The following is a 21097-nucleotide window of genomic DNA, read 5'->3' on the forward strand; positions in this document are numbered from 1 at the left end:
GCTCACTCCCCCGGCATCCGATCATCAAGGGGAGACTAACCGCGACTCCCGACAAAGGCGGCGATACTGCAGGGTCAGCACTCGATGACGTTGACCGCGAGGCCGCCCTCGCTGGTCTCCTTGTACTTGGTCGACATGTCGGCGCCGGTCTGACGCATCGTCTCGACCACCGCATCCAGCGAGACGTAGTGGCTTCCGTCACCGCGGAGCGCGAGCCGGGCGGCGGTGACGGCCGTCGACGCGGCGATCGCATTGCGCTCGATGCAGGGGATCTGCACGAGACCGCCGATCGGATCGCAGGTGAGGCCGAGGTGGTGCTCCATCGCGATCTCGGCCGCGTTCTCGATCTGGCGGTTGGTGCCGCCCATCACGGCCGTCAGACCGCCGGCCGCCATCGCGCAGGCGGAGCCGACCTCGGCCTGGCATCCGCCTTCCGCACCCGAGATCGAGGCATTCGCCTTGAACAGCGACCCGAGAGCGGTCGCCGTCAGCAGGAAACGACGGATGCCGCGGCGGCGGTTCGCCTCCGCGACGGCGTCGGGGTCGTCGATCGCGCCGACCGCGACGAGCGAGGCCTCCGCGCCGAATCCGAGCAGGGCGCTGCCGACCAGTTCTCCGTAGGGGGTGACGGCATTGCCGGCTCCGAGCCCGGAGTCGGCCATGAACCGCCACCAGTACATGCCGACGGCCGGAAGGATGCCCGCGGCACCGTTGGTCGGAGCGGTGACGACGCGACCGCCGGCCGCGTTCTCCTCGTTGACGGCCAGGGCGAAGGCGCCGAGCCACTCACCCGGGAGCTCACGGTGCCCGTCGGCTTCGGACTCCTCGAGCTGCGCGCGGATCATGCCGGCGCGCCGCTTCACCTTCAGCATCCCCGGCAGGACGCCGTCGGAATGCAGCCCGGCGTCGACGCAGGTGGACATCGCGTTCCAGATCGCATCGAGCCCTGCGGCGACCTCGTCCTCACTCCGCAGGGACGACTCGTTGAGTCGCGCGAGCTCGGCGATCGACAGCCCGTTCTCGTCGCAGAGGGCGAGCAGCGAGGCGGCATCCGTGTACGCGTAGGGGAAACTACCGGTTGCGAGCTGCGCCTCCTCACCGTCGCGACGGATGAAGCCCCCGCCGATCGAGTAGTACGTCTCCTCGACGACGACGACGTCGTCGGCGTCCCAGGCGGTGATGGTCATCGCGTTGGGGTGTCCGGGGAGACGCGTGCGCGGGGCGAAGACGATGTCCTCCTTCGCGAACGGAACCTCGTGCACGCCGTTGAGCCGCAGCGGCTCGCCCGGCGTGTAGGTGGTCCACGCCGAGCGGACGTCGGCGGGGTCGCACGTCTCCGGCGAGAGCCCGCGAAGCCCGGCGACGACGGCATCCGGCGTCCCGTGTCCGATCCCGGTCGCACCGAGGGAGCCGTAGAGGGTGCACCCGACCCGGGCGATGCGGTCCAGCGCACCGCTCGCGTCCAGCCGTTGCGCGAAGGCGAGCGCCGCCCGCATCGGTCCGACCGTATGGGAGCTCGAAGGCCCCACTCCGATGGAGAAGAGGTCGAAGGCCGAGACGTACGCAGTCACAGGTCCAGGCTACGCCGCATTCGGGCCGTTCGGTTCACCTTCATTAACCGGGACGGATGACACCGGACGGCCCGCACGTCAAGCCCCTTCGTCGACGCCGTGAGCAGGGGCATCCTGAGCGTGACGACATCACGGAAGGGGCGATCATGACCGACAGCACGCCAGACCAGGGAGCGGCACCGGCCACCGACGAAGACGCGGTGCACGCGCAGACACCCGAGCAGGTGCACACGACCGACGACGCCGCATCCTCGGGCGACGAATCCTCCGGAGAGGCAACGACCCCCGCTGAGGCGGATTCACCCGAGCAGGCCGACCCGGACGAGATTCCGAGCACCGAGCAGCTCGAGGAACCGAGCACCGAGAAGGATCCCGGCGAGGAGCCCAAGGCCCCGAAGCGCGAAGAACCCGAGCCCGACCATGAGGCGGTCGGGATCGGGGTCATCGACACGGAAGAGCCGCAGGCCGACTGAGCCCTTCGACAGGCTCAGGGACCCAGGACCCAGAACCCAGGCTCAGGGATCCGGGGATGGGTCGCTGAGCCTGTCGAAGCGTCGGATCACTCGACGAGCTTGCCCTCGGTGTCGACCTCGCGCATGAGCTCGGCGATCTCCCCCGGGATCTCGGGGATCGACTCGCGGGTCACACCGGTGCGCGGGCTCCAGACGAGGTTCACCTGCAGCGTCGGGTCGCTGTCGGGGAAGTCGCTGCGGTTGTGGCATCCGCGGGTCTCCCGGCGCTCCAGCGCCGCCTCGAGCGTGGCGCGCGCAGCGAGCGCGGAGGCTTTGAGGTCGAAGGCGTGCGCGAGATCCTGGAATCCGGCGATGTCGGGGTGGATGCCGATGTCCTCCATCCGACCCTCGATCATGTCGAGGTCGGCGAGACCCGCGCGCAGGCCCTCCTCCGAGCGGACCACGCCGGCGTACTCGGTCATCAGGTTGCGGATCGCCCGCTGCAGCGCGCGGACGTTCTCGCGCCCGTCGGCGGCGAGGAGATCGGCGATCTCGGACCGCGCCTGAGCGACCGCCTCCGGAGAGCGCCGCTGTGCGTCCAGCCCCGCGGCGTGCGCCATCGCGGCCTGTCCGACGATGCGACCGTAGATGAGCAGCTCGATGAGCGAGTTGCCGCCGAGGCGGTTCGCGCCGTGCAGCCCGCTCGACGCCTCGCCGATCGCGTAGAGGCCCTCGACATCCGTCTGGTGGTCTTCCGGACGCACCCACACGCCGCCCATCGAGTAGTGCGCGGTGGGCGCGATCTCGATCGGGTCGGTCGTGATGTCGAGCATCTGCAGCTCCATCATGGTCTGGTAGACGCGCGGCAGACGGGTCATGATCGTCTCGCGCGGCAGGTGCGACACGTCGAGCCAGACGCCGCCGTTCTCGGTGCCGCGTCCCTCCTGGATCTCGGTGTACGCGGCGAGCGCGACCCGGTCGCGGGTGGACAGCTCCATGCGCTCCGGGTCGTACTTCTCCATGAACCGCTCGCCGAGCGCGTTGCGCAGGATGCCGCCCTCGCCGCGGGCCGCCTCGGAGATGAGGGTGCCGGCGGCGTTCTCGGGCTCGATGATGCCGGACGGGTGGAACTGCACGAGCTCCGGGTCACGCAGCCGCGCGCCGGCGTCGACGGCCAGACGGAAGGAGTCGCCGGTGTTCTCGTCGCGACGCGACGAGGTGCGACGCCAGATGCGGTTATGTCCGCCGGCGGCGAGGATCACGGCATCCGCGTGAATCAGGTAGCGGGTGCCATCGGCCTGGTCGAAGCCGTAAGCGCCGAACACGACGTTGTCGCGCACGAGCAGGCGGGTGATGTAGACGTGGTCGAGGATGGGGACCTCGAGCTGCTCGGCCTTGCGCACCAGGGTGCGCTGGATCTCGAGGCCGGTGTAGTCGCCGGCGAAGGCCGTGCGACGGAACGTGTGGGCGCCGAAGAACCGCTGCGAGATGCGGCCGTCGTCTTCGCGCGCGAAGTCCATGCCCCAGCGTTCGAGATCGCGGATGCCGCGCTCGGCGCCCTGCGTCACGATCTCGACCGTGTGCGGGTTGGCGAGCAGGTAGCTCTCCTTGATCGTGTCGGCGGCGTGCTGCTGCCAGCTGTCGTCGGCGTCCATGGTGCCGAGGGCGGCATTGATGCCGCCGGCGGCGAGGGAGGTGTGGGCATCCTGTCGGGGGCGTTTGCCGACGGCGAGGACGTCGATGCCGTGTTCGGCGATCTCGATCGCCGCCCGCAGCCCGGAACCACCGGTCCCGATGACCAGGACGGTGGTGGAGATCTGACGTTCGCGTGTACTCATACGAATCACGCTAGTTAGGCGATCCTAATAACTCCAATGCATAGTTCGACTTCGAACCATGCAGGTAGGCTATGGCCATGAACCTGGAGCAACTGCGCGGGTTCGTCGAGGTCGCCCGGCTCGGACACTTCACCCGCGCCTCCGAGCATCTGCACCTGGCGCAGCCCTCGTTGAGCCGGCAGATCTCGACGCTGGAGCGCGAACTGGGCGCCGAGCTGTTCCATCGCGCGCGCGGCCACATCGCCCTCACCGCCGCGGGTGAGACGCTGCTCCCCCGCGCCCAGCGCATGCTCGCCGAGGCCGAGGCCATCCGCGAGGAGATGGACGAGCTGCAGGGCCTGCGACGCGGTCGCGTGCGCCTGGGTGCCCCTCCGACGCTGTGCATCAGTCTCGTGGCCGAGGCGATCAGCGTGTTCCACTCCGCGCACCCCGACGTCGACCTGCACCTCATCGAAAGCGGCTCGCGTCTGCTCGTGGATCAGCTCGCCGTCGGCGCCGTCGACATCGCGCTGATCACCGAATCGGACGGGCCGCCGCCGTCGGGATTCAGCCTCACGCGCACACCGCTGCTCACCGAAGAACTCGTCGTCGTCTCCTCGGCATCCCGGCCACCGGTGGCGGTGACCCCCGCCATCGGACTCGATCATCTCGCCACGCTTCCGCTGATCGCCCTCGACGAGACGTACGAGCTCCGCGCCACGACCGATGCCGCATTCCGCTCCGTGGGGCTCACGCCGACGCATGTGCTCGAGGGCGCCGAGATGGATGCCGTGCTGCGCTTCGTCGAGCGCGGGCTCGGTGTCGCCGTCGTACCGGCGATGGTGCTGCTCGACCAGCCCGCGCTGCGATCCGTGCGCCTGACGCATCCGATGATGACGCGCATCGTGAGCCTCGCACACCGCTCGGACGTGACCCCGGCCGTGGCCGTGGCCGCGATGCGGAAGGTGATCCTCTCGACGGCGGCCGAGGTCGCCCGGCGCGATCCGGCCATCACCAGCCTGCTGTAGCGCGCCGACGATTTCATCCTCCCGAGGTAGACGGTTGCACCCCGAGGATGACGACCCGGCCGGGCACCGGCTCATAGCGTGAAGCACATGCCCTGGCTCGATATCGCGGTGGCCGTCGGCCTCATCGCCACCCTCCTCACCGCACTCACGACACGGAAGCGCTCGCTCACACCGGTCTCGGCGGTGGGCGGGGCGGCTTTCATCCTTCTCGGAGTCGCATGGTGGGTGGAGGGCGACCGCTGGCAGGTCATCGCGCTGACCGTCTGCGGTGCTCTCGTCGCCGGTCTGGCCGTGTGGGCGCGCTCCGGCCGGCTCACGGTGCTCTCCCGCGTGGCATCCGTCGTCGTCGTGGCTGCCCTCGTCGTCGTCGCGGGTGCCGCGTGGGGGCTGCCGCCGCTGCAGGTGCCCGCGCCATCCGGCCCGCAGGCCGTCGGTGTCGGCTCCACCGTGTGGATCGACGACACCCGCGATGCCCACGGTGGTCACGGCGACGGCAGCGAATCGCGATCGATCCCGGCCACGGTCTGGTATCCGGCCTCCACATCGGGCGAGAACGCCGCCTACCTCCCGGATCGAGGACGCGCGGCTGCGCTCACCGGTGCGCTCTCGGCTCAATACGGGATGCCGGCGCTGGTGTTCGACAGCGTCGCCCGCGGCCGCGCGAACGCGGCAGAGGACACGCCCCCTGCCGAGGGCCGCTTCCCCGTGGTCATCGCGTCTCCGGGATCGGGAAGCACCCGGTGGCTGATGACCTCATGGGCGGAGGAGCTCGCGAGCCACGGCGTCATCGTCATGGCTCTGGACCACCCGTACGACTCCGCCTCCGCCGAACTGGCCGACGGATCGACGGCCGACACCGAGCTCGTCGCGACCGGGGATGACGAACGCGACCAGGCCGCAGCCGACGCCGCGGCGGCGATCCGCGCACAGGACATCAGCGCGGTCATCGACCGGATCGATCGAGGCGACGCCGGGCTCCCGGCGCTCGACCATGCGGATCCGTCGCTCATCATCGCGGCGGGGCATTCGCTCGGCGGCGCCGCCGCGATCGAGGCCGCACGGATGGACGATCGGATCCGCGGCGTGGTCGACATCGATGGGATGCCGCGATCTCCCGCCGACACGGATCTCGGCCGTCCCGTGCTGTTCCTCGTCGCGGGAGACAGCGACCCCAACCCGGAGTACGACACCACCGTGGACGGCTTCCTCGCGCGCGGGGATGCGGAGCGCGTGACGCTCGACGGCGTCGCCCACCTCGGATTGGTCGATGCGGGGCTGATCCTCGCCCCGCTGCCGACCATCACCGGGATCCGCGGGCCGGAAGGACCGCGCCTATCCGCGCAGGCGACACTGGTCCTGATCGATGCCGTGACCTCCGGCGGACCTGCGGACCTGAAGGCGCTCAGCCGGATCGGCGCCGTGGGCTGACGGGCGTCGCTCGACGGGATGCCGACGGCCGGAAACGCCCCGGACAAAGCAGATCCCCCGCCGCTTTCGCGACGGGGGATCTGTACTGTCTCAACACAGTGTGCGCCCGAAGGGACTCGAACCCCTAACCTTCTGATCCGTAGTCAGATGCTCTATCCATTGAGCTACGGGCGCATGACTCGCGCTGCGGTGAAGCTCAGCGGGCCGACGATAAGCCTACAACAGTCCCGACGCGAAAGCGAAACGGGGCCTCAGTCGTCGAGGGCCTCCGCCTTCTCCTGCTTCTTGCGGCGCTTCGCCTTCGCGCGCTGCTCGGACGACAGAGCCTGGAGGTCGACGAGACGCAACGCCTGCATGCGCGCCTCGCGCATCTTGCCGTACTCCGGATCGTGGTCAGGACGCATGCCCTCCACCCGCAGCCGACGGTCGAGGTTGTGCCGCACATCGGCCCAGGCCGCCTCGCGCGCCTCTTCGACGATCACGCTCAACCGCTGCGGATCCTGCATGATCTCGCGCAGGCGGACGGCGACGCCGGTGGACTGCTTGGCGCGGCGACGGAGGTTGCGCACATCGCGGTCGCGGTAGTCGTGCGTGCCGTGCGGATCGGAGTGCCGACCGCGCGCGCGCTTCCGCAGCGCCGTGACGTTCGCGGCGGCCTCTTCGGCCTCGGCGGCCATCGCCCCGAGGGCCTCCCTGGCATCGGCGATGTACTTGTCGGTGTCGAAGACGCCGTCCTCGGCGATGGTGCCGACGAGGATGTGGTTCTTCACGGCGAGGCGCGCGGCAGCGGTCGCGATCGCAACGCCTTCGGCGATGGCATCCGCTGTTCGTCCCACCGCGACCTCCTCTCCTCGAGCGTACCGGTATGCCGCCGGAGCGGTGTGGGTGAGAATGGGTACCGGTTCAGCATCCCGCATCGGTCCGACATTCGCCCGGTGCGACCCGTGAACGCGTCCGCAGGAGGCCGCATGAAGCATCTCGACCTGGTCGGCAGCACCACCGTGATCACGGGAGCGGCGAACGGCATGGGCGCGGACATCGCTCGACTCCTCGCGACCCGCGGCGCGCATCTCGCGCTGATCGATCACGACGCGGCAGCCCTGTCGGCTCTGGCGGACGGACTGCGGGGAGCCACCGTGACCACGCACGTGATCGACCTCCGCGACGACGACGCCGTGTTCGCCGGCGCGGCCGAGATCACGGCCGCGCACCCGCGCATCAACGCGCTGATCACCTGCGCCGGCTCGTCGATGCTCGGCACCCTCGAACAGCTCACGATGGAGGAGATGCGCTGGCTCACCGACGTCAACCTCTGGGGGACGGTCTCGGTCACCAAGGCGCTGCTCCCTGCGCTGCGGTCCGCACCCGCTGCGCACATCACGCACCTCGCCAGCGTGTACGCCCTGGCCGCGCCGGCCGGACGGATCCCCTACGCGATGAGCAAGTTCGCGGTCCGGGCGTTCTCCGAGGCGCTGCGGCACGAGCTGGAAGGGAGCACGGTCTCCGTCGGCGCGGTGTATCCGGCGGGCGTGCGCACCGGCATCATCCTGCACGGCCGCTACGCCGCGGCGATCGATCCCGATGTCGCCGCGCGCGCTGCCGCCGCACAGGCCGCGATGTACCACACCGAGCCGACGGATGCCGCGGCCCGGATCATCCGTGCGACCGAACGCCGGGCCGCGCGGACCATGGTCGGACGCGAGGCCCGCCTGATCGACGTGCTGGTGCGCACCTCGCCGTCGGGCTACTGGCGGGCGATGCGCCGCCCGCTGCGTGCGGCGATCGACACGACGACGCCCGTCGCCTGACCCCGCGACGAGGCGGTCACTGCACCGCGCCGACCCAGATCCCGGAGGCCCACGCCTGCTGGTCGCCGTCGCAGCCGACCGAACCCGGATACCCGCGGACCACGGCCATGCAGTTCGCCAGGAACTCCGGATCGGACCCGAACATCGAGCCGTACGCCGACGACGAGGTCATGGACCCCCAGACGCGGAACTGATAGATGTGCGCGAGCTCGTGCGCCATCGCCCAGTTCAGCCGCCCCTCGTCCCACTCCGCGATGTCGGCGCGGTACTTGATGTACCCGTTGCTGTTCGCGCAGGCCGGTGCGGTCCCGCCGGCGCAGGACGACGACTCGTACAGCCCCACTCCCGCGCCGCCGACCCGGTCGAGGGCCGTCCGCACCCTGGCGTAGCCGTCGGGACCGCTCGTCGCCCACGGGGGGCCGTCGGGACCGGCGTACTGCGCGAGCTGCACCGCGTCCCAGCTCGCGACCTCGGATCCGACCTTCGCCGTCAAGGCGTTGATGGTCGCGGTCGCTGCCGTCACAGTCGCGGGATCCGTCTTCTCCGCGAGCACCGTCTGCTGCGTGGAGAGCGCCGACGCGCGATGCGTGGCGGTGTCGACCTTGCCCTCGGCCCCGCCGAGCGCCGCCGTCAACGCGGCGAGCTCGGCGACGAACGCCGGGCGGAGCTCCAGCACGGCCGCGCGGTCGACCGCATCCTGCTCGGCCCGGTCGACGGCGCCTTCCAGGTAGTCGGTGCGCTGTGCGGCGGAATGCGACTGGGCCGCCAGCGCGCGCAGCTCCGCGACGGCATCCGCCCGCTCCTGGTCGAGCCCGGCAGCGCGACCGGCGATGCCCGCGCACAGCAGCATCGCGGACACGACCGCGACCGCGAGCATCCGGCGCATTACTTCAGGAATCCCGTGGTGTCGGCGAGCTTGGCGTCCTGCTCGGCGATCTGCGAACGCAGCGCCGTGAGCTTCTCGGCGAGCTGGAGGTTCTCGCCTCGCGACGCGTCCAGCTCCTGCTCGACCTGCTGGATCTGCGCCTTCACCTCGGCGACGGCCGAGGCGCGCTCCTGGTCGGCGACCACGACGGCGACTGCTCCGCCCACCAGCAGCAGGCTTCCGACGACGACAGCAAGATTTCGCATCTCGCTCCCCAGGGCAATTGCGACAGCTCCGGAACCGTTCCGAAGTGCCCAATATACAACTGGGAGGGTTCGACCTCACCCGACGCCGCGCGGGTCCCCGACCGGATCAGATCACGACGGCCCTGTCCGCGAGACGCAGCTGGGCGGCGAGCTGGCCGCTCGCGAGATGCTCGGGGACGATCCGGCGCAGCGCATCGGAGTCGCGGGCGCTGATCGCCTCGAGGATGGCACGGTGCTCCGCCGCCATCGCCAGCAGATCGTCGTGCTGCCCGAACAGCCAGCGCAGCCGCGTGGCGAAGACGTCGATCAGCTCGCAGAGCATGTCGTTGCCCGCGAGCATCGCGGCGACCTCGTGGAACTCCCCCGCTGCCATCCGCGCGGCCTCGGCTTCGCCGGCCTGCGCCGCGGCGAGTTCTCGCTCGTACACGTCACGGAGCCGCGCGATGCCGGCCTCGTCATGCCGCTCGGCCGCGAAGACGAAGATCAGCGTCTCCACCGACTCGCGCACCTCGGCGAAGTCCCTGATGTCGCGCTGCGTGAACTCCCGCACCACGGCCCAGCTGCGCGGGCGGGCGACCACCACGCCTTCCGAGACCAGCGTGCGGATCGCCTCGCGCACGGGGAGGCGTGAGACATCGAGCTCTGCGGCGATGTCTCGTTCGACGAGTCGGGAACCCGGCAGGCGTCGGCCCAGCACGATGTCGTCGCGCAGAATGCGCGTCACCCTCACCGACTCGAGTTCGCCGGTGGCCCCCGCCGCCGTCATGTCCGCATTCTCTCACCTGCACGGCGGTTCACCAACTTTTGGTATCCCAACCGTGACCGGAGTGCGAAGGACCGACGACGGGGGACGCGCTCAGGGCAGTCGGTTCGCGAGCGCGAGGTTGGCCTCGAGCTCCTCGGCGTTCTGCCGGGCGACGTACGCGGGGCGGTCGCGCTCGACGCGCCACGACTCGCTGAGCGGTCCGACGTTGACGGTGTCGAAGCCCGCCTCGTCGTAGAAGCGCGTGACGAAGGCCACGGCCTCGTCGTCGTCGCCCGCGGTGGCGAGGGCCCGGCGGTTCGGAGTACCCGCGGGCGTGCCGTCGGTCGTGATGTCCGCGGCGAGGATCTGGTTGAACGCCTTGGCGATCCTCGACGTGGGGAGCTGCTGCTGCACGAGCTCCGAGGTCGTCGTCTCGCCCTTGTCGAGAGCCTCGATGCGCCCGTCGCGCTCGTGGTAGTAGTTGTTGGTGTCGAGGACGATCTTGCCCGCCAGCTGCTCGACCGGCAGGCGATCGATGGCGTGCAGGGGCACCGTCACGACGACGGCATCGCCGGCCGCCGCAGCATCCGCCGCCGTGGCCGCCGTCGCCCGGGGTCCGAGATCGGCGACGAGGTCGGCGAGCGTCTCCGGGCCGCGCGAGTTGGCGATCACCACGTCGTAGCCGTTCGCCACCGCCACGCGGGCGACCTGGCTGCCGATGTGTCCTGCACCGATGATTCCGAGAGTTGTCATGCTCGGAGCAACGCCTGAGAGGCGGCGCTATTCCCGGAGGTGACGTCCTGTGACGCGTCTCCCCGGGTGAGTCAGCTCCGCGTCAGAGCATCCTCCGCGGCGACCCAGGCGAGCATCGCGCACTTGACCCTGGCCACGTACTTCGAGACGCCGCCGAGAGCGGCCGCGTCGCCCAGCAGTTCCTCATCGGGCTCGATCTTGCCGCGCGAACGCATCGCCTCACGGAACGCCGCGATGCGGACCTCGAGCTGTTCGACCGAGAGCCCCTCCGCGAGTTCGGCGAGCAGGGAGGCGGAGGCCTGCGAGATCGCGCAGCCGTGCCCCTCCCACGCGATCGCCTCGATGGTCCCGTCGGCGGCGCGGTGCACCTGGAGGGTCACCTCGTCGCCGCACGTCGGGTTCACCTGGTGCGACTGCGCGGGGATCTCCTCGCGCAGCCCGTAGCCGTGGGGCGTGCGGGAATGGTCGAGGATCAGCTCCTGGTACAGATTCTGCAGATCGCTCATGCGCCCCTCCGGAAGAATTCGATCGCGCCCGCGACGCCGTCGATCACCGCGTCGACCTCGGCATCCGTCGTGTAGAGATAGGTGCTCGCCCGCGTCGACGAGGTGACGCCGAGCCGGCGATGCAGCGGCTGCGCGCAGTGGTGCCCGACACGCACCGCGATGCCGAGATCGTCGAGGAACTGGCCCACGTCGTGCGAGTGGATGCCGGCGACGTCGAAGCTCGCGAGCCCGACCCGCGGCAGGTCGATGCCGGCGCCGAGGACACGCACGCCGTCGATCGCGGCAAGGCCCTCGACGAGCCGGCGCCCGAAGGCGGCCTCGTGCGCGGCGATACGCGGCATCCCCACCGCCGTCAGGTAGTCCACGGCCGCGGCGAGCGCGATCGCCTGCGAGACGCGCTGCGTTCCCGCTTCGAACCGCTGCGGCGGCGGAAGGTATTCGGCCTCGGTCGTGGTGACCGTCGTGATCATCGAGCCGCCGGTGAGGAACGGCGGCATGGCCTCCAGCAGCTCGCGCCGACCGTAGAGGGCGCCGATGCCGGTGGGTCCGAGCATCTTGTGGCCGGAGAGCACCGCGAAGTCGACGTCGAGCGCGCGCACGTCGAGCGGCAGATGCGGCGCCGACTGGCAGGCGTCGAGCAGCGTCAGCGCCCCCACCCGGCGGGCGAGTGCGACGAGCCGATCGACCGGGTTGATCACACCGAGCACGTTCGAGACGTGCGTGAATGCGACGAGCTTCGTGCGCTCCGTGATGAGATCGGCAGCGACGTCGAGCCGCAGGGCGCCGTCGTCATCCAGCGGGATCACCCGGAGCGTCGCGCCGGTGCGGGCGGCGAGCTCCTGCCACGGGATGAGGTTGGCGTGGTGCTCCATCTCGGTGGTGACGATCTCGTCCCCTGCGCGGAGCCGGAGCCGTTCGGCGGGCGCTCCCCCGCGGCCGATCGACGCGTTCGACAGGGAGTAGGCCACCAGGTTGGTCGCCTCGGTGGCGTTCGACGTCCAGACGATCTCGTCGTCGTCGGCGCCTACGAAGCGCGCGACGGTGCTGCGGGCATCTTCGAAGACCTCGGTCGCCTCGGCCGCCAGGGTGTGCGCGCCGCGGTGCACGGCGGAGTTCATGGTCGTCGCGAAGGCGCGCTCGGCATCCAGCACCGCGAGCGGGCGCTGCGAGGTCGCCCCCGAATCCAGGTAGACGAGCGGATGCCCCTGCACCTGCGCCTGCAGGATCGGGAAGTCCTCGCGGATACGGCGGACCTCGGCCTCGCTCAGAGGGGCGGTCACGTCGACTGCAGGGGAAGTGCTCATCGTTCCAGTTTCCCACCTGACGATGTGAGCGGGGTGGTCCGCGACAGTAGGCTCGCAGCATGTTCAGCGCCGAGACCCTCGCGACCTTCATCATCGCGGCCTTCGTCATGGTCGTGATCCCCGGTCCGACCGTGCTGTTCACGATCGGGCGCGCGATGGCGCTGGGACGCCTGGGTGGGTTCCTCAGCATCCTCGGCACCGCCGTCGGCTCGATCGTGCTCGTCGTGGCCGTGGCCCTCGGGGTCGGCACCGTGGTGGCGCAGTCGGTCGTGCTCTTCACGACCGTCAAGGTGCTCGGCGCCGGATACCTGGTGTTCCTCGGCATCCAGGCGATCCGGCATCGGAAGGATGCGGCGGGCGCGGTCTCGGGCGTGCAGCCCCAGCGCTCGCGCCCACGCCTGCTTCTCGAGGGATTCGTCGTCGGAGTCACGAATCCGAAGTCGATCGCCTTCTTCCTCGCGATCCTCCCCCAGTTCGTCGACCTGCACGCCGGCTCCGTTCCGACGCAGCTGTTCGTGCTCGGCGCGATCGTCGTGACGATCGGCGTCGCCTGCGACGCCGTCTGGGTGCTTCTCGCCAGCGCCGCCCGCGACTGGTTCGGCCGGTCACCCCGCCGGATCGAGGCGATGAGCGCGACGGGCGGCGTACTCATGATCGGCCTCGGCGCCTTCCTCCTGGTGTGGAGCGAGAAGCCGGCGACCACCTGATCGCCGTGCGCGACTACATCCGCGCGTAGCGCGAGCGCGCGATGCAGAAGAGACCGTAGACCGCGAGCCCCGCACCCACCGCGCAGAGGATCACCGGTCCCAGCGGGAGCGCCACGAGGCTGTGCAGAGCCCCGTCGAGGCCGGCGGACTTGTCGGGGTCGTTCGTGAACGCGGCGACGACGAACAGCACGCCGGTGACCGCGACGGCGATGCCCTTGGCGATGTAGCCGACCACTCCGAAGGTCACGATGCCGCCGCGCTCGACACCGGACGGCAGGTCGAGCAGCTTCTTGAAGCCGCGCGTGAATCCGCTGACGATGAACCCGATGCCCACCCCGCTCACGGTGAGTCCGATGATGACGAGCACGACCACGCCGGCGGGGGCCGCGAGCACGATCTCGCTGAGAGTCTGCGAGGCATTCTCGGAGGAGACCCGGCCGCCGAACGCGACGATCAGGGCCATCCCTGCGATGACGAGATAGGCGAGGGCGATGCCGAAGTACTTGACCCGCTTGCCCCACTTCTTCGTGTCGGCCGGGTCGGAGGCCAGGAACGCGCTCGCGATCTGCCACCCGGCGAGCGCGATGAGCCCTGCGGCGATCACGCCGAGCAGCAGCCCTCCGACGGGGCTCAGACGGACCTGCTCCATGGCGCCGTCCTGATCGGCGTCGCCACCGGCACCCAGAGCGAGGGAGACGGCGAGGCAGCCGATGATGATGTGGACGACTCCGACGACGACGAAGCCGACGCGGGCGACCCGGCGGAACACGTCGGAGCGCTGGGCGGCGCGCGCGGCGTCTTTCGCGGTGGTCATCGCTGAAGACTACGCGGCCGGAGGATCCGGCGCGGAGGGGGTTGATTTCCCGGCGCGCGGCTCACGCGGCGTCGGATCCGGAGACCCTCGACACGGGCTGTCTCAGGATCGTGCGCAGCTTCGCCGGCTCCACGCGACGCATGTCGCTCAGGTAGACCTCGTGATGCAGGCCGCGCATCTCCAGTCCGTTCTCGGGGATGAAGCGATGGTGCAGATCGTCGAGCACGGGCGCCTCATCGTCGAAGGGACCGAGGTGCAGCGTCTGCACGCTCAGGCCTTCGGCGAGGGTCTCCAGCCGCACGGTGGAGAGCGCGGGCGACGGCTGTTCCTTCTTCTTGGCCGCCTTCGCCTCGACGCTCGCGACCGCATCGGCGAACATCTCGGTGGTGACATGGTCGGGCACCATGATCATGAGTGTCCACAGCCAGGCCGACTTGTCGCGCTGCGAGGTGAACGACGCCATGTCAGGCGCGTGCCAGAGGCCCTCGAGCGGCATCACCACGGTGTCGATGCCGAGCTCTTTCCGGCTCGCGAATTTGAGCGTGTAGGCGAGGGGGAACAGCGCGGTCACGGCATCCTGATAGGCCTGCGCGGTGTTGGGATCGCCGGCGCCGTCGACCATCAGGTATTGCAGGGGCGGAACCTCGACCAGACGGATCACACCGTGCTTCGCCTGGTACGCATCGAGCGTCTTCTTGGGATCGATCGCCATGGCACGTCTCCTTGTTCGTGCCCCAGTGTGGCAGGGCCCGCCGACATCGGGCCGGGGAGCGCGGCGTGCGCGCTCCCCGACCCGACCGGATGCGTCAGCCCTGCTCGACCGGGAGCCAGAGTTCGCAGGACGCGGAGGTCCCCGTGAACTCCAGATACCGGACGATCGACGGTCCCGGCCGCAGTCGCCACGGGTTCGACGGGAACCATTCGGTCGCCGTCGCCGCCCACAGGTTCTGCAGCGTCTCGGGGAAGGGTCCGCTGGACGCGAAGACCGCCCACGTCCCCTCCTCGAGGGGGATGACGTCGAGATCGTCCGGCACCGGGGTCGACGCCTGCAGGGCGACGCCGTGGAGGTAGGTGAGCATGCTGCCCTCCGGCGCATCCGGTTCGATGCCCGCTGTGACCGCCAGGATGCCGCGGGGCTCGGCATCGCCGAGCGCCTTGAGCCGGGCGTGCTCGCTCGGCGGGATCGCGGCGATGTGCTCCTGGATATGCGGATTGACGCCCGCGTGGATGAGCGGGACCTCGGCCGAATGGCCGGCGAGGACGAGCTCGGGCTGGTGCGTGATGGTGACATCCATCGGGGTGCTCCCTTCGACGCTCAGGCGGAACCGGAGCGTGGGTTGTGTTCGGAGAGGACCCCCGTCACGGCGCGCATCGGCCGGGCCGATGCCGTGCACGGCGCGGAACGCTCGGCCGAACGCCTCGACCGAGCCGTAGCCATGCCGCACGGCCACGTCCAGGATGTTCGCGGCGCCGGCGACGAGCTCGGCACCGGCGAGCGTCATCCGACGCCGGCGCACGTACTCCGACAGCGGCATACCCGCCAGCGCCGAGAACATCCGGCGCAGATGGTATTCGGTCGTGCCGTGCTCGCGTGCGAACCCGACGACATCGATCTCCTCTGCCGCATCGGCTTCGACGAGATCGATCAGAGCGTTGAGCGTGCCGATCATGAGGTCCTCCTTTCCTCACCATCGTCGGTGCCGGGCGCACCCCGTCACCCGATCATTCTGGTCGGATCCGATCGGCTCCGGAACTCATCACAGTCGCTCAGGCAACTGTGAACAAGGCCTGGCTAGTGTGGAGATCCTGGGGAAGACGGCGAAGGCGAAGCAATATGAATGTGAACGATGTTCTCGCCGGCGTACCCATGCGGGCCCCCGAGCTCCGTGACACCGAGAACCCGTTCCTGCACCCCGAGCTCTTCGTCGATGCCCAGGTCACCCGCATCATCGTGGATGTCATGACCGGCACCGTCGGCATCCTGCTCGAGCTGCGACAGGCCGAGCACCTGCGCGGGAACACCGCCCTGCTGCGCGTGACCGGTGTCGCTCAGCAGAACTGGATCTGCACGGCGATGGCCAACGAGTTCACCGCCTGGTCGATCAGCGGAGCCACGGTCCACCAGCGGCCGGGCGAGTTCCAGTTCGTCGCGCAGTGCCTTCCTGCCGGGGCGCTGCGGCTGGTGGGAATATCAGCGGAATTCGTTCTGCTGGAGGCCGCAGCCCTCGCCTCCGCCCCGCCGGACTACCGAGCGGACTCCCGCGAGCTGATCCGTTTCGGCGTCGCGAACGAGAACACCGAGTGCCACGCGGTCGGCGTCGCGCGCTCGGTGCAGACCGAGAAGGTCTGACCCGCGTTCAGACCGAGAAGGCGGCGAGAGCGTCGTCGATGATGTCGAGCCCCCGCGTGGCATCCTCCGCGGTGATCACGCACGGCGGCACCACGTGGAGGCGGTTGTCGGCGAAGAACGGCAGCAGACCACGCGTGAGCAGGTCGCTCTTGAACGCACCGATCGAGGCAGCAGCCAGCGGCACCCGCGTCTCGCGATCCTCGACCAGCTCGACGGCCCAGAAGACTCCGCTGCCGCGGACCTCGCCGATGACGTCGTGCCGGCCCGCGAGCCGAGCGAGATGCGGTCCGATCACCTCGGCGCCGACGCGCTTCGCGTTGTCGACGACGCCCTCCTCGCGCATGGCTTCGATCGTGGCGACGACGCTGGCCGCCGCGAGCGGGTGGCCGGAGTAGGTGAGCCCACCGGGGAAGACACGATCGTCGAAATGATGCGCGATCTCGCCGGGGATGATGACGCCGCCGATCGGCACGTAGCCGGAGTTGACGCCCTTCGCGAAGGTGATGAGATCGGGCCGCACGCCGAAGGCGTCGAGCGCGAGCCACTCCCCGGTGCGCCCGAACCCGGCCATGACCTCGTCGAGGATCAGCAGGATGCCGTAGCGGTCGGCGATCTCGCGCACACCCGCGAGGTACCCGGGCGGCGGGGTGAGGATGCCCGCCGTTCCGGGGACGGTCTCGAGCAGGATCGCGGCGATGCTGTCGGGGCCCTCGGCCTGCACGACGCGCTCGAGGTGGTGCAGCGCGCGAGCCGACTCCTCCTCGGGCGACGTCGCCCAGAACTCCGAGCGGTACAGGTACGGGCCGAAGAAGTGCACGTGGCCGCGGGAGTACTCGTTGGGGATGCGGCGCCAGTCTCCGGTCGCGACGACGGCTGCGCCGGTGTTCCCGTGGTACGAGCGGTAGGTCGACAGGATCTTGTCGCGGCCGGTGAACAGGCGCGCCATGCGGATCGCGTTCTCGTTCGCGTCGGCCCCGCCGTTCGTGAAGAACACCTTCTCGAACCCCTCGGGGGCGATGTCAACGATCAGCTGCGCCGCCTCGGCGCGCACGGCATTGGCGTGCGCGGGCGCGACGGTCGTCAGCACCTCGGCCTGCGCCTGGATCGCCGCGACGACCTTCGGATGCTGGTGCCCGATGTTCACGTTGACGAGCTGGCTGGAGAAGTCGAGGTAGTGATTGCCCTCGGCATCCCACACCGTCGTCCCCGACCCGCCGGCGATCGCCATCGGGGCGAGCGAGCCCTGAGCCGACCACGAGTGGAAGACGCGCGAGCGATCGGCGTTCGAGACCTCGGCGTTGGTGAGGGTCGCGGCGGTGGGAGTGCTGGTCGTCATGGGAAGCCCTTCGAAGGTGGCGGCACACCGATCATCCCAGTCGGGCGCCCCGCGCGGGGGCGACAATTCGTCTAACAGCCACTCACTTGACGGACAGAACGGCATCGGACAGGATGCGGGAGTGCCCGCCACCCTCCGCGCCCTGCTCAACGAGCCCCGCTTCGACCTGCGTCCGGTCAGCGGCGTCGACGACGCCCTTCTCTCGCACGCCGTCCTGTGGGCGCACAACTCGGATCTCCCGGATCCCACTCCCTGGCTCGACTCGGGGGGCCTCCTGCTCACGGACGGCGTGCAGTTCGACGAGCCGGACCCCGAACCAGCGCACCCCTACGTGCAGCGCCTGGTCGATCACGGGGTCCTGGCGCTGGGATTCTCCACCGGGATCGTGCATGAGCGCATCCCGGCCGAGCTGGCCGAGGCCGCCGCGTCCCGGGGTCTGCCCCTGCTCGAGGTTCCGCGCGACACCCCCTTCATGGGGATCATCCGCTTCATCTCGGATGCGGTGGCGGACGACGATCGGCAGATGCTGGAGCGCTCGCTGCGCGCACAGCGCTCCGTCGCCCGCGCGGCCCTCCGGCCCGACGGGCTCGCCGAGATCCTGCGAGAGCTGGAGCGCAACCTCGACTGCTGGGTGGCCCTCTTCGATGCGTCAGGCTCCCGGGTGCGGGTGCCGACGCAGCGCGAGATCCCGGCATCCCAGGCACCGGAGATCGAGGATGCCGTGGCGAGCATGCTGGCGCGCGGCCGCACGGCGGCCGTACGGCTCAGCGTCACCGGGTCGGACGAGGTCACGCTGCAGACGCTCGGTCAGCGCGGAGATCTGCGAGGCGTCCTCGCCGTGGGGACGGGCACCGGCGCTCTCGATCGGGCGCGTGCCGACCTCGTCGACGCCGTCATCGCGCTCGCCAGCATCGCCCTCGAGCAGAGCCGCACGCTCGACGACGCGCGGCGACGCCTGCGCTCCGGCGTGCTGGAGCTGCTCATGGCCGGGATCACGGCGGTGGCGCAGCGCACGGTGGCGCACCTGTGGGGTCCTCTTCCCGAAGGCCCTCTTCGCGTCGGCTGCATCGCTCTGCCGGACGAGGCGGAGGGCGGCGCGCAGACCCTGCGCTCCGCGCTGGAGCTCCTCGCGGTCGAGAGCGGCGGAGCCGTGTTCTTCGCGGAGCGCCGCGACCGCATCGTGACCGTCACGCCCGACGAGGACAGATCCGGGCTGCTCGCGCTGTTGACCCGGCACGACGTCGCCGCGGGGTTCTCGGCGGCCACGACCTGGGACCGGCTGACCGAGGCGATGGCGGAGTCCGAGCGGGCGCTGGCCCGGACGACTCCGCAGGAGCCGATCAGCGAGTTCGACGACATCGCCCGCGCCGGACTCCTCGGGCATCTGGAGCACACGCAGGCGCACGATATCGCGAGACGGATGCTGCTGCCGCTCGAGAGCGCCAACGACCCGGCGGACCTGCGCCGGACGCTCGAGGTCTGGCTGGAGCACAACGGCGCGTGGGATCCCGCGGCCAAGGCCCTCGGCATCCACCGGCACACGCTGCGCGCGCGAGTGGATGCCGCCGGCGTGCTGCTCGACGTCGACCTCGACACCTTCGCCGCCCGCGCCGAGCTCTGGGGCGCCCTGCAGCTGACGCAGGCCTGACGCCGTCCCGCCGAGCGGCCCCTCTCTGCGCGAACCGGCCCCTTGAGCGCGTCCTCAAAGGGCCGGGTCGGTCAAAAGGGGCCGGTCCGCGGGAGAGGCTCAGGTGTTCTGCGGGAACCCGAGGTTGATGCCGCCGTGCGTGGAGTCGTTGCGCGTCGCGGGGTCGATCCAGCGGCTCGTGATGGCCTTCTCGCGGGTGAAGAAGTCGAATCCGTGCACGCCGTACGCCTTCGCGTCGCCGAACAGCGACTTCTTCCAACCACCGAACGAGTGGTACGCGACCGGCACCGGGATCGGGACGTTGATGCCGATCATGCCGACCTGCACCTCGTTCTGGAAACGGCGAGCCGCTCCCCCGTCGTTGGTGAAGATCGCCGTACCGTTGCCGAACTCGCCGGAGTTGATCAGAGCGAGGCCCTCATCGTAGGAGTCCACCCGGACGACCGAGAGCACCGGCCCGAAGATCTCCTCGGTGTAGGCGCGAGACGTGGTCGGCAGTCCGTCGATCAGGGTCGGTCCGAAGAAGAAGCCGTCCTCGTGTCCGTCGACCGTGAAGCCGCGACCGTCGACGACGATGGTCGCGCCGTCCGCTTCCGCGATGTCGACGTAGGACGACACCTTGTCGCGGTGCACGTCCGTGATCAGCGGACCCATGTCGGGCTCCACGCCGTCGACGCCGGCGCCGTTCCCGATCTTCAGCGCGGCGATGCGCTCGGTGATCTTCGCGATCAGGTCGTCGGCGACGGGCTCGACGGCCAGCACCACGCTGATCGCCATGCACCGCTCACCGGCCGCGCCGAATCCGGCGTTCACGGCCTGGTCGGCCACGAGGTCGAGATCGGCATCCGGGAGGACGAGCATGTGATTCTTCGCCCCGCCGAGCGCCTGGACGCGCTTGCCGTTCTTCGACGCCGTCTCGTAGATGTACTGCGCGATCGGCGTGGAGCCGACGAACGAGATCGACTGCACCACCCGGCTGTTCAGCAGCCCGTCGACCGCGGCCTTGTCACCCTGCAGCACCGTGAAGACGCCGTCGGGGAGCCCCGCTTCCTTCCACACCCGCGCGAGCCACAGCGCGGCGGACGGATCCTTCTCGCTGGGCTTGAGGACCACCGCGTTGCCGGCCGCGATCGCGATCGGCACGAACCACAGCGGCACCATGACGGGGAAGTTGAAGGGCGAGATCACACCCACGACCCCGAGGGGCTGCTTGAGCGAGTAAACGTCAATGCCCGAAGAGGCGTTCTCGCTGAATGCGCCCTTGATCAGGTGCGGGAATCCTGTCGCGAGCTCGACGACTTCCTGGCCGCGGAGGATCTCACCCATCGCGTCGGAGACGACCTTGCCGTGCTCGGCCGTGATGATCTCGGCGAGCTCGAGCTTGCGCGCGTTCAGGATCTCGCGGAACGCGAAGAGGACCGACTGCCGCTTGGCGATCGAGTACCCCGACCACACGCGGAAGCCGGCATCCGCCGAGGCGATCGCAGCGTCGATCTCGGCCTGGTCGGCGAGCGCCACGTGCGCCTGCACGGCACCTGTGGCCGGGTTGAAGACCGGAGCCGTGCGCCCACTGGTCGACGGACGCTCCGCGCCGTCGATCCAGTGCGCGATCACCGGGACGGCGGAGTCCGTCGTCGAGGTTGCGGACGTGTCAGTGATGGTCATTCTTCACCTCGGGGTCGGGGGGGGCGGATCAGAC

General features: G+C 70.0%; 20 protein-coding genes, 1 tRNA gene and 1 pseudogene. 7 read left to right on the forward strand and 15 right to left on the reverse strand.

All coding sequences use genetic code 11. The features are described 5' to 3' along the window. Positions 1–74: 74 nt before the first annotated feature. On the reverse strand, positions 75–1571 hold the full coding sequence (locus tag ABD648_RS08385) for an L-serine ammonia-lyase, iron-sulfur-dependent, subunit alpha (protein ID WP_282214508.1): 1497 nt from the start codon (positions 1569–1571) through the stop codon (positions 75–77). Between the two features lie 146 nt (positions 1572–1717). Between ABD648_RS08385 and ABD648_RS08390 the strand changes: the two genes are divergently transcribed. Continuing rightward, entirely contained in the window at positions 1718–2044 is a 327-nt protein-coding gene (locus ABD648_RS08390) for a hypothetical protein (RefSeq protein WP_282214509.1), read from the forward strand. A gap of 86 nt (positions 2045–2130) precedes the next feature. Here ABD648_RS08390 and ABD648_RS08395 read toward each other — a convergent pair whose 3' ends face one another. Continuing rightward, positions 2131–3861: an L-aspartate oxidase gene (locus tag ABD648_RS08395; RefSeq protein WP_282214510.1), complete on the reverse strand. Its 1731-nt coding sequence runs from the start codon at positions 3859–3861 to the stop codon at positions 2131–2133. Positions 3862–3938: 77 nt separating this feature from the next. Between ABD648_RS08395 and ABD648_RS08400 the strand changes: the two genes are divergently transcribed. Together ABD648_RS08400 and ABD648_RS08405 are read left to right on the forward strand one after the other, a co-directional pair. Then, on the forward strand, positions 3939–4868 hold the full coding sequence (locus ABD648_RS08400) for a LysR family transcriptional regulator (RefSeq protein WP_282214511.1): 930 nt from the start codon (positions 3939–3941) through the stop codon (positions 4866–4868). A gap of 87 nt (positions 4869–4955) precedes the next feature. Further along, positions 4956–6296, forward strand: coding sequence for an alpha/beta hydrolase family protein (locus ABD648_RS08405; RefSeq protein ID WP_282214512.1), 1341 nt, complete (start codon positions 4956–4958; stop codon positions 6294–6296). 101 nt (positions 6297–6397) lie between these two features. Here the strand turns inward: ABD648_RS08405 and ABD648_RS08410 are convergent. Both ABD648_RS08410 and ABD648_RS08415 read right to left on the reverse strand, forming a co-directional pair. Continuing rightward, positions 6398–6470: transfer RNA gene (locus ABD648_RS08410), tRNA-Arg, on the reverse strand. Positions 6471–6547: 77 nt separating this feature from the next. Continuing rightward, the gene (locus ABD648_RS08415; protein ID WP_282214513.1) at positions 6548–7132 is read right to left on the reverse strand and encodes an asparagine synthase; all 585 of its coding nucleotides are present in this window, start codon (positions 7130–7132) and stop codon (positions 6548–6550) included. A 132-nt stretch (positions 7133–7264) separates the two neighbouring features. Here ABD648_RS08415 and ABD648_RS08420 point away from each other — a divergent pair, with 132 nt between their 5' ends. Beyond that, positions 7265–8104, forward strand: coding sequence for an SDR family NAD(P)-dependent oxidoreductase (locus ABD648_RS08420; RefSeq protein ID WP_282214514.1), 840 nt, complete (start codon positions 7265–7267; stop codon positions 8102–8104). Between the two features lie 16 nt (positions 8105–8120). Here the strand turns inward: ABD648_RS08420 and ABD648_RS08425 are convergent, their stop codons facing one another. The 6 genes and pseudogenes from ABD648_RS08425 to ABD648_RS08450 all read right to left on the reverse strand — a co-directional run bounded on the left by ABD648_RS08425 (position 8121) and on the right by ABD648_RS08450 (position 12543). Next, the gene (locus ABD648_RS08425; protein WP_282214515.1) at positions 8121–8981 is read right to left on the reverse strand and encodes a hypothetical protein; all 861 of its coding nucleotides are present in this window, start codon (positions 8979–8981) and stop codon (positions 8121–8123) included. A gap of 8 nt (positions 8982–8989) precedes the next feature. After that, positions 8990–9235, reverse strand: a complete 246-nt coding sequence (locus tag ABD648_RS08430) for a hypothetical protein (protein ID WP_282214516.1) — start codon at positions 9233–9235, stop codon at positions 8990–8992. Positions 9236–9341: 106 nt separating this feature from the next. Then, the gene (locus ABD648_RS08435) at positions 9342–10001 is read right to left on the reverse strand and encodes a GntR family transcriptional regulator (RefSeq protein WP_282214517.1); all 660 of its coding nucleotides are present in this window, start codon (positions 9999–10001) and stop codon (positions 9342–9344) included. A gap of 90 nt (positions 10002–10091) precedes the next feature. Then, positions 10092–10751 (reverse strand): annotated as a pseudogene (locus ABD648_RS08440) (NADPH-dependent F420 reductase); the annotation flags it as partial. 53 nt (positions 10752–10804) lie between these two features. Further along, positions 10805–11239 (reverse strand): Fe-S cluster assembly sulfur transfer protein SufU, encoded by a 435-nt coding sequence (gene sufU / locus ABD648_RS08445; protein ID WP_282214519.1) that lies wholly within the window; start codon positions 11237–11239, stop codon positions 10805–10807. Next, positions 11236–12543 carry an aminotransferase class V-fold PLP-dependent enzyme gene (locus tag ABD648_RS08450; RefSeq protein WP_282214520.1) on the reverse strand — a complete coding sequence of 436 codons (1308 nt, stop codon included), beginning with the start codon at positions 12541–12543 and terminating at the stop codon, positions 11236–11238. The genes sufU and ABD648_RS08450 overlap by 4 nt, the downstream gene beginning before the upstream one ends. A gap of 59 nt (positions 12544–12602) precedes the next feature. On the opposite strand from ABD648_RS08450, the gene ABD648_RS08455 reads away from it, so the two are divergent. Then, on the forward strand, positions 12603–13250 hold the full coding sequence (locus ABD648_RS08455; RefSeq protein WP_282214521.1) for a LysE family translocator: 648 nt from the start codon (positions 12603–12605) through the stop codon (positions 13248–13250). A 13-nt stretch (positions 13251–13263) separates the two neighbouring features. On the opposite strand, the gene ABD648_RS08460 is transcribed toward ABD648_RS08455, so the two are convergent. The 3 genes from ABD648_RS08460 to ABD648_RS08470 form a co-directional block, all read right to left on the reverse strand. Further along, on the reverse strand, positions 13264–14064 hold the full coding sequence (locus ABD648_RS08460) for a DUF1206 domain-containing protein (RefSeq protein ID WP_282214522.1): 801 nt from the start codon (positions 14062–14064) through the stop codon (positions 13264–13266). Between the two features lie 61 nt (positions 14065–14125). Further along, the gene (locus ABD648_RS08465; protein WP_282214523.1) at positions 14126–14776 is read right to left on the reverse strand and encodes a GyrI-like domain-containing protein; all 651 of its coding nucleotides are present in this window, start codon (positions 14774–14776) and stop codon (positions 14126–14128) included. A gap of 94 nt (positions 14777–14870) precedes the next feature. Next, the gene (locus ABD648_RS08470) at positions 14871–15734 is read right to left on the reverse strand and encodes an AraC family transcriptional regulator (protein ID WP_282214524.1); all 864 of its coding nucleotides are present in this window, start codon (positions 15732–15734) and stop codon (positions 14871–14873) included. 164 nt (positions 15735–15898) lie between these two features. On the opposite strand from ABD648_RS08470, the gene ABD648_RS08475 reads away from it, so the two are divergent. After that, positions 15899–16414, forward strand: coding sequence for a hypothetical protein (locus ABD648_RS08475; RefSeq protein ID WP_282214525.1), 516 nt, complete (start codon positions 15899–15901; stop codon positions 16412–16414). A gap of 7 nt (positions 16415–16421) precedes the next feature. On the opposite strand, the gene ABD648_RS08480 is transcribed toward ABD648_RS08475, so the two are convergent. After that, entirely contained in the window at positions 16422–17750 is a 1329-nt protein-coding gene (locus tag ABD648_RS08480) for an aspartate aminotransferase family protein (protein ID WP_282214526.1), read from the reverse strand. Between the two features lie 121 nt (positions 17751–17871). Between ABD648_RS08480 and ABD648_RS08485 the strand changes: the two genes are divergently transcribed. After that, positions 17872–19398, forward strand: coding sequence for a PucR family transcriptional regulator (locus ABD648_RS08485; RefSeq protein ID WP_282214527.1), 1527 nt, complete (start codon positions 17872–17874; stop codon positions 19396–19398). Between the two features lie 99 nt (positions 19399–19497). On the opposite strand, the gene ABD648_RS08490 is transcribed toward ABD648_RS08485, so the two are convergent. Next, positions 19498–21063 carry a CoA-acylating methylmalonate-semialdehyde dehydrogenase gene (locus ABD648_RS08490; protein ID WP_282214528.1) on the reverse strand — a complete coding sequence of 522 codons (1566 nt, stop codon included), beginning with the start codon at positions 21061–21063 and terminating at the stop codon, positions 19498–19500. Positions 21064–21097 lie beyond the last annotated feature (34 nt).

Origin of the sequence: Microbacterium luteolum, from assembly GCF_039533965.1 — a bacterium.
Lineage (GTDB): Bacteria > Actinomycetota > Actinomycetes > Actinomycetales > Microbacteriaceae > Microbacterium > Microbacterium luteolum.

Bases quoted from the DNA above. Each gene is read 5' to 3' on its own strand.
- ABD648_RS08430 (WP_282214516.1), bottom strand. From the start codon at position 9,235: ATGCGAAATCTTGCTGTCGTCGTCGGAAGCCTGCTGCTGGTGGGCGGA.
- ABD648_RS08470 (WP_282214524.1), bottom strand. From the start codon at position 15,734: ATGATCGGCACGCTCAACGCTCTGATCGATCTCGTCGAAGCCGATGCG.
- ABD648_RS08405 (WP_282214512.1), top strand. From the start codon at position 4,956: ATGCCCTGGCTCGATATCGCGGTGGCCGTCGGCCTCATCGCCACCCTC.
- ABD648_RS08420 (WP_282214514.1), top strand. From the start codon at position 7,265: ATGAAGCATCTCGACCTGGTCGGCAGCACCACCGTGATCACGGGAGCG.
- ABD648_RS08395 (WP_282214510.1), bottom strand. From the start codon at position 3,861: ATGAGTACACGCGAACGTCAGATCTCCACCACCGTCCTGGTCATCGGG.
- ABD648_RS08490 (WP_282214528.1), bottom strand. From the start codon at position 21,063: ATGACCATCACTGACACGTCCGCAACCTCGACGACGGACTCCGCCGTC.
- sufU (WP_282214519.1), bottom strand. From the start codon at position 11,239: ATGAGCGATCTGCAGAATCTGTACCAGGAGCTGATCCTCGACCATTCC.
- ABD648_RS08480 (WP_282214526.1), bottom strand. From the start codon at position 17,750: ATGACGACCAGCACTCCCACCGCCGCGACCCTCACCAACGCCGAGGTC.
- ABD648_RS08460 (WP_282214522.1), bottom strand. From the start codon at position 14,064: ATGACCACCGCGAAAGACGCCGCGCGCGCCGCCCAGCGCTCCGACGTG.
- ABD648_RS08390 (WP_282214509.1), top strand. From the start codon at position 1,718: ATGACCGACAGCACGCCAGACCAGGGAGCGGCACCGGCCACCGACGAA.
- ABD648_RS08435 (WP_282214517.1), bottom strand. From the start codon at position 10,001: ATGACGGCGGCGGGGGCCACCGGCGAACTCGAGTCGGTGAGGGTGACG.
- ABD648_RS08475 (WP_282214525.1), top strand. From the start codon at position 15,899: ATGAATGTGAACGATGTTCTCGCCGGCGTACCCATGCGGGCCCCCGAG.
- ABD648_RS08455 (WP_282214521.1), top strand. From the start codon at position 12,603: ATGTTCAGCGCCGAGACCCTCGCGACCTTCATCATCGCGGCCTTCGTC.
- ABD648_RS08465 (WP_282214523.1), bottom strand. From the start codon at position 14,776: ATGGCGATCGATCCCAAGAAGACGCTCGATGCGTACCAGGCGAAGCAC.
- ABD648_RS08400 (WP_282214511.1), top strand. From the start codon at position 3,939: ATGAACCTGGAGCAACTGCGCGGGTTCGTCGAGGTCGCCCGGCTCGGA.
- ABD648_RS08450 (WP_282214520.1), bottom strand. From the start codon at position 12,543: ATGAGCACTTCCCCTGCAGTCGACGTGACCGCCCCTCTGAGCGAGGCC.
- ABD648_RS08425 (WP_282214515.1), bottom strand. From the start codon at position 8,981: ATGCTCGCGGTCGCGGTCGTGTCCGCGATGCTGCTGTGCGCGGGCATC.